This window comes from Scytonema sp. HK-05 (assembly GCF_963872035.1).
GTDB lineage: Bacteria > Cyanobacteriota > Cyanobacteriia > Cyanobacteriales > Nostocaceae > Kalymmatonema.
The window spans coordinates 1-6,677 of sequence record NZ_CAWMYC010000062.1 but is presented as its reverse complement, the minus strand read 5'-3'; the positions used below and the strand labels follow the sequence as shown (position 1 = coordinate 6,677).

The following is a 6,677-nucleotide window of genomic DNA, read 5'->3' as shown; positions in this document are numbered from 1 at the left end:
TGGAACCTAGACCAGGTTCTTAAATCTGTCAGCTTTCTCAAAGGAATGAATGTCAACGGCAACGACATCTACATCCGCCCCGCCATCAGTGAGGGACTTATCTTGCTTGACGACATTGGGCTAGGGACACTCCAACAGATGGATAAAGACGGTTACAACCCCGCCGCCATCATCATCACCAGTCCCATGAATTACCAAGCCTGGGTCAGAATCTACCAGGGCGACTTCAATTCCGAAGTCGCCACTCAAGCTGCTAAAATCTTATCCGAACGCTACAGCAGTGATAAAAATTCCGCTGACTGGCGACATTACGGTAGACTGGCTGGTTTCACTAATCTCAAACCTGTTTACAACCGTCCTTACGTTCTCGCAGACCGTTGCAACGGTAAGATAGCTACCAAAGCAGAAGAGCTTGTCCTAGAAGCTCACCAGAAGGTCAAGGAAGCACATGAAAACACTTTGGCTAGGGTAGTAGCCCAGCCACCTCTAGACCCCTCTGTAAGGGCAGATTTCCGGCATATAGACCCCATCCAATATGCTACCGCCCAATATCAAAGACTTTCTAAACGATATGCAAATAACTTTGATGACAGTAAGGCGGATTTCATCATTACTTGCGACCTGCTACGCATCGGCATAACCGAGAATATCATCAAGAATACCCTGAAAAAAACTAGCCCAAACTTAGAAACCAGAAAGATTGGACACATCGAAGATTATCTTGACAGAACTATAGCTGCTGCTCACCGACGACTGCAACAATCAAAAACTAAATGAGAACACACAGCCCCCCTCTCCGAGGGAGGGGAAAAGGCGCTTCGCGCAAACTGGTTGTTCGGTTATAGTCCCTACTGAAAGGTTAAGAGGGGAGGGATTCCCCTCCCCGCCTTTCAGAAGGAAAAGCGTATGAAGTTTATAAAGCTCGTCATACGAGTTTTTCCTTTGTTTGAATTTCGCATAGAAATTATGCTGAAATCTCGAACTAGGTAAAACTTTGGGTAGTGGGGAATTGCAGACCCTGCTACCCTCTTTTCCATTTCATTGTATGGATAGCTGTTAAAAATTCAATTCATTTTCTCAAACTTAACTGAATTCTTCAAACTCTTTAAAAATCTTTTCCTGTTCACTCTCTTTCAATTTTACTTTTGGTTGTTCATTTGAACTTAGGGCTTTCTTTGGTTCTGCTTTATTGACTTGTTTTGATTCCTTCGACTTTCCTGGTTCCTTCTTAACCTTTTCTATATCTCCTGGTTTCTGTCCTTTCTCCAACAGCGGTAAATCCCAAGCTGCCCTGTGAGAATTCTGTGTCAGCAACTTATCCAGTTTTTCAACGACTTCTTCTTCCTTCCTTGCCCCTGTTTCGATTTCATAAGCTACCAGAAGTCCCATAGAGATAAGTCGCAGCGTTCGCCTGTTTCGTTCAGCTTTACTCAACAGCCGTTGTTCTTCCCGAATCTGTCTTTCCAGTTCCCGCTTTCGTTGCTGTAACTTTTCAAGCCGTTTTTGAGCAGGCGTTTTAGTCTTATCCTCTAAATCTTCCTCTGCCATAACTCCCCCCATCCCTTCCTCTCAATCTACCGCAAATCGCCTGCTGCTACCATTTCTCCTGGTTGCTATTCCTCCCTTTCTAAATCATTCCGTGCGCTCTACCATCCTATGCTGCCAGCATTGTGCTATAGTGGGTTTGCTTCTTACTAGCGGCACCACCGATAGTAAGCGCGTCTCTATATGTTGTCCGCAGCTACGCTGCTCCCAACATGACGCGGCAAGCGAGGGTGCTAGGCACACCCCCTCTTGCATCTCCCCCGCCCAGGATGCGGTACTTTGACAATGGCACTGTACAATTACGACAGTCGCGTTCTTGGAAGAAGCAACGGCGACACCGCTGTTAGCTATGCTGCTTACTGCTCTGCCGAAGAACTCTATGACCATTATTACGGCAAGACCCGAAGGTTTGGTAAAGCCGACCAGCATGACCGCATCTATGCCAAAGGCATTATGGCACCAGCCGACGCCGCCGATTGGGTCTATGACCGGGAGAAACTTTGGAACAAAGTGGAGCAGGCGGAGAAACGAAAAGATTCCCAACTCTGTCGAGAAATCATTATCTCCCTTCCCCGCGAACTGAACCACGAGCAGAAGCAAAAACTGATCAAGCGATATGTGCAAGAACAGTTCGTTGTTAAGGGCATGGTTGCAGATGTAAGTCTGCATAACTTCGAGGGAAAAGATTCTCATAACCCTCATGCACATATCCTGCTCACCACAAGACGGGTTGACGGTGAAAGGTTCGCTCTCAAGAAAGAGGAATCCTGGCGCCCTAAAATGGTCAAAGATGCCAAAACCAGGCGGGTTATTGTTGACCCGGAATACCTCAAGCAAGAACGCCAACAATGGGAGAACTATTGCAACCATGCCCTGGAACTTGCAGGCAGAGATGAACGGGTTGATTGTCGCAGTCTCAAGGATAGAGGGATTGATAAAATACCAGCTCCCAAATTGGGGAAAGCTCATGCGATGGAACAGCGCCCGGAATGGAAAGGCAAGACCAGGGCAGGCAATGAACATCGAGCGGTTAAAGAACTGAATAACCGCAAACGCCAGCTTCAAAAATTAGAACAAGAGAAAGCATCTTTAGAGAAAGAAATCGAAGCAGAAAAGAAATTAGTCATTTTGGAAGTTGCTCAACAAAAACGGCAAGAACAAAAGAAGCGTACTCATCAAACTGCCAAAAATATTGCTGAAACTCTTCATCAAAAACCCGCCCCTCCTCAACAGAAACAACCCATCAACCCTAGTCAAGAACTGACCGAAGATGAGCGCGAACTGCTTAGACAATGGCAGGAGTATCATGAACGGGAACGAAGTAATAAACTTAGCAGGGATGAACAAAGCTGGGAACCAGAAAGATGAATATTACGTTTTTTGAGGTTTAAAAATAAGGAGCAAGAAAGACGGTATGGTTAGTTGTGTTGCACTCTACCAATTCTTATGCCGTCTCAACGTTTCTGGCGGTCTATCTTTTCTGCTTGCACTGCTGCTCTTGTACTTGGTCAGCAAATATTACTTAAAACTAGCATCGTTCAAGCACAATCCACTCCAGTAGACCCACTAATCAAACCTGCTCAATGGGGTTGGTCATCAGATGTTTTTCCAGATGCGTTTAGTGCTTGTCAGGATGCGGCAAAATTTAGAGGAAGTACAACGACTGCCATTAAATTGATACCTAGTTACATCAACCCAAGCATTATCATTGGTGCTGAGTGCCATATCAAAAATTGGTATTTAAAATCGGAAAATGTATATGTCAGTTGCCCTTTAGCAAGTAGATTAGAAGATTATTATGTTTATACTGGCGGAATTAATGGAGTGTGCGTTTTAGGCTCTCTCCTTAACAAGACGGGCGGAACAAACGAAACAGACGAAATATTAGAGTTCAAAGATACACCGCTTACTGGAACAAAAAACCCAGGCTCATCCCCTACCTATACTGATAAACCGTTAAGCGGTCAAGAAACTGTCCCATTAATCTTATTACTAGGAGGAGTAGCAATAGGAGTATCCATCCTAAATAATGAAGCCCCTACAACTCCTTCCGATATAACAATTGACCCTGGAGATAATCCACAACAAACATCTCCAAACCCAGAAACTACTCGTCCTCCCATTCTTCCAGAACAAACTAGTCCCTCTGACCAACCACAAAATGTAACGTTACCAACTGATAATTCTCAGCTAAAACACATTTTCACTGAAAAAGATGGGCATTTACCAGACACACCTGAAAATAGAGATTTATTAGTTAAGGTTGCATCTGATGGAAAAAATTATCTTGGAAAAGACAAGTATGGAAATGACCTTTATGGCAAAATTAACCCCGATGGGTCACAAACATGGGCTCAGGTTAGAGATGGTGTCATCCAAAATGGTGGAAAAAATGCCCCTGGTAAAATAAGAACTCTTGATACTAAAACTGGTCAATTTTAGATAAATAAATAAAATTTTACCTAGATACAATATGGAATTTTCAGAAGAAGAAAAGATATTTTACTTCCAGGTTATGCGTGCTTTTTTGGAAGGTTATTTTGAACGCGGGCTTCGTGCATCTGACGACGTGCGAAATATACTAAGCTGGACTGCCTTTACATTACGAGAACAAAACGAGGTTCTCACTTTAGATGCTGCAATGTGGATATATTGGAATGAAGCACTTCAAAAAGTAAAAGAAGCTTATGAACAAGGAAATCTTGATTCTGCTGTATAGAACATAAATTCAATAAACAGTATAAAACAAATAGTTTATTCAGCTTGAATCATATTAGACAATGGTTACAGTCACGCGAAACGTAACCGTGAACAAAGCGTAACCATGTATTTAACCCTTGGTGAAGCTGCCAAAGCCACCGGAAAAAGCAAGACTTCTATCCTGCGAGCTATCAAGGACGGCAGGCTGTCTTACGCAGAAAAGAACGAACACAGCTATAAAATAGACCCCGCCGAATTGTTCAGAGTTTACCCCCCGGTTGCTGATAGTAACCTCACCAAAAGTAACGGTACAAATCAGGGAAATGGAACAGAGAGTAACCCCATAATCTTAATAGAAGTAACGGCATTACGAGAACGACTACAAGCCGTTACGGAACAGTTACACCAATCCAAAGAGCATAACGCAGACCTGAAACAAGAACGCGACCGCTGGCAGCAGCAGGCGGACTACTGGCGGCAACAGGCAACCGGACTGCTAGAAGACAAGCGGTTACGCAGCCGTAACCCGTTACGGTTACTCTTTGGCAGAAAAGCCGCTACCCCTTAAAAACCTTGCGATTACCAAAAAAAACCATCGTAACTGCAAGCCATTTTGAATTCGTGTAACATTTTCAAAAATGCCCCAATTTACTAAGCTTCCTGCTATATTGAAATTGTAATACAAAATCAAAAAGGCAGGCAGGGCAATGCCCAGAGGCGGAGCGAGAGAAGGAGCAGGACGCAAACCCAAATACGGAGAACCAACGAAGCTGCGGCGAGTCCCCGCCAGCTTCACCGCTGACGATGTAACCAAGGCGATTCAAAGCCGGGAAATCATCACCCAACTGCAAACACTCATTCAGGAGTGGCAGCAGCAAGCCCAGGAAGCCGCCGAAGGCAGCAAAACGAATAAACACCCCAGAACCTACGACAAAGCCCTTAAACTGCTTGAGGAGCTTACCCAGCTTCTACCTCATCCTGACCCCTGAAAAGCGAGTCACTGTAGCAAAGGGAAAATAATCCCCGCTAAGGCAAAGGAAAGTTTTTTCGCCAAATGGCGGCTGGTGACAGCTATGTGCCTGTTAGCCCATCATCGGCTACACACAACGCCACAGCGCCCCCCACGATTGCGCGAAGCGCCTTTTTCACCTCCCCAAGAGGGGGGGCGCTGTGTGAAAAAGGAGTGGGTTTTAGACCCTAAAAATGCCCCCATAAAATAATAGAAGGGATTGTTTCCTAAAAAAAATCTCTGAAAGCCGCTTCCCATAAGGGTTTGATGGCAATTTTTTTTTCAAAAAATCCTACTCTGACAGTACATGAATCCTACTCTGACAGTACATGAATCCTACTCTGACAGTACGTGTTTTAACTTTTTTTTGAGTAGGAATGTTACTTTTTAATAAGTAGCTTGACAAAATCAGTCGTTTTTTCTTACTACTCATTTATGAGTAGTTAACCTATATAACATAAATGAGGAACAAAAAATGGTTGATGCAGGACAAGCAAAGAAAATCCATTACCTGGAAACTTTAAGGCACGTGAGTGAGGACGGAATTGTGAAAGAGGAAGATAGTTTAAAAATTGTGAGACTTCCCCAAGAACCGCCTTTTATAAAAATGTATGTAGATGATTTAACAGCCGTCTTAAAACTACCAGCCGGAAGTAAGGACTTATTGCATCAACTTCTTTTGAAGATGGATTATGAAAATGTAATTATTTTGACCAGCCGAAGAAAGAAGGAGATTGCAGAACGTGTAGGAATAAAAATACAGACTTTTGATAATTATTTAAGAAAAATTGTTGATGCGGAAATCTTTGTAAGGATTGATAGAGGAGAATACAAAGTAAATCCAAAACTCTTTGCGAGAGGTGATTGGAATAGCATTTATAAGCAAAGGGAAGAGTGGTGGGAGCTTAAAATTACCTACAAACAAAATGGTAAGAGAGAAATTTCAGCAAGAAGCGTTCCCGCTAAAGAGAATTAAAAAATGTCCGACGAATTTAAAATTTTTCTTAAAAATATAGGAAAGAATGCAGGAGACAAAAAATTGTCTAAAGAAACAGGTAAAGTGCTATTTTACCTTATGAGTTTTATAGATTTTGAGAATCCTTCTATTGTTGGACAAGCAGAAATCTCTAAAAATTTAGACATCCCATTATCTTCTGTGAACAACGCCTTTAACCAACTCATTGAAGCAAACATTTTGACTAAAATGACCGTTAAAGGTCGCATGGGAAACCACGATACTTACAAGTTCAATGATGAACTATGGACAGAACCTATCTAGCAATTCGCCGTCAACTCCAGGGAATGAACTGTCAGGGATACGAAATCGGCATCCGTGATTCTGTCACTGGAAAAATGATGTCCCGCCAATGGAACCTAGACCAGGTTCTTAAATCTGTCAGCTTTCTCAAAGGAATGAATGTCA

General features: G+C 43.0%; 9 protein-coding genes. 8 read left to right on the top strand and 1 reads right to left on the bottom strand.

The features are described 5' to 3' along the window. Window positions 1-777: DNA-primase RepB domain-containing protein (locus tag AACT52_RS09540; RefSeq protein WP_073636588.1), on the top strand; the 777-nt coding region annotated here is incomplete at its 5' end. A gap of 306 nt (window positions 778-1,083) precedes the next feature. Here AACT52_RS09540 and AACT52_RS09535 read toward each other — a convergent pair. Continuing rightward, complete coding sequence (locus AACT52_RS09535; protein WP_143173023.1) at window positions 1,084-1,548, bottom strand: hypothetical protein; 465 nt, start codon at window positions 1,546-1,548, stop codon at window positions 1,084-1,086. Window positions 1,549-1,830: 282 nt separating this feature from the next. Between AACT52_RS09535 and mobQ the strand changes: the two genes are divergently transcribed. The 7 genes from mobQ to AACT52_RS09500 all read left to right on the top strand — a co-directional run bounded on the left by mobQ (window position 1,831) and on the right by AACT52_RS09500 (window position 6,533). Beyond that, a complete protein-coding gene (mobQ, locus tag AACT52_RS09530; protein ID WP_073636586.1) occupies window positions 1,831-2,913 on the top strand; it encodes a MobQ family relaxase in 1,083 nt (360 codons plus the stop codon). Window positions 2,914-2,991: 78 nt separating this feature from the next. Beyond that, window positions 2,992-3,987, top strand: a complete 996-nt coding sequence (locus AACT52_RS09525; protein ID WP_083630833.1) for a hypothetical protein — start codon at window positions 2,992-2,994, stop codon at window positions 3,985-3,987. Between the two features lie 31 nt (window positions 3,988-4,018). Next, entirely contained in the window at window positions 4,019-4,264 is a 246-nt protein-coding gene (locus AACT52_RS09520; RefSeq protein WP_073636585.1) for a hypothetical protein, read from the top strand. A gap of 105 nt (window positions 4,265-4,369) precedes the next feature. Beyond that, entirely contained in the window at window positions 4,370-4,813 is a 444-nt protein-coding gene (locus AACT52_RS09515) for a hypothetical protein (protein WP_073636584.1), read from the top strand. A 139-nt stretch (window positions 4,814-4,952) separates the two neighbouring features. Next, window positions 4,953-5,234 (top strand): hypothetical protein, encoded by a 282-nt coding sequence (locus AACT52_RS09510; RefSeq protein ID WP_073636583.1) that lies wholly within the window; start codon window positions 4,953-4,955, stop codon window positions 5,232-5,234. A gap of 495 nt (window positions 5,235-5,729) precedes the next feature. Beyond that, window positions 5,730-6,230, top strand: coding sequence for a replication/maintenance protein RepL (locus AACT52_RS09505; protein ID WP_073636582.1), 501 nt, complete (start codon window positions 5,730-5,732; stop codon window positions 6,228-6,230). 3 nt (window positions 6,231-6,233) lie between these two features. Beyond that, a complete protein-coding gene (locus tag AACT52_RS09500) occupies window positions 6,234-6,533 on the top strand; it encodes a hypothetical protein (RefSeq protein WP_073636581.1) in 300 nt (99 codons plus the stop codon). Window positions 6,534-6,677: the final 144 nt, after the last annotated feature.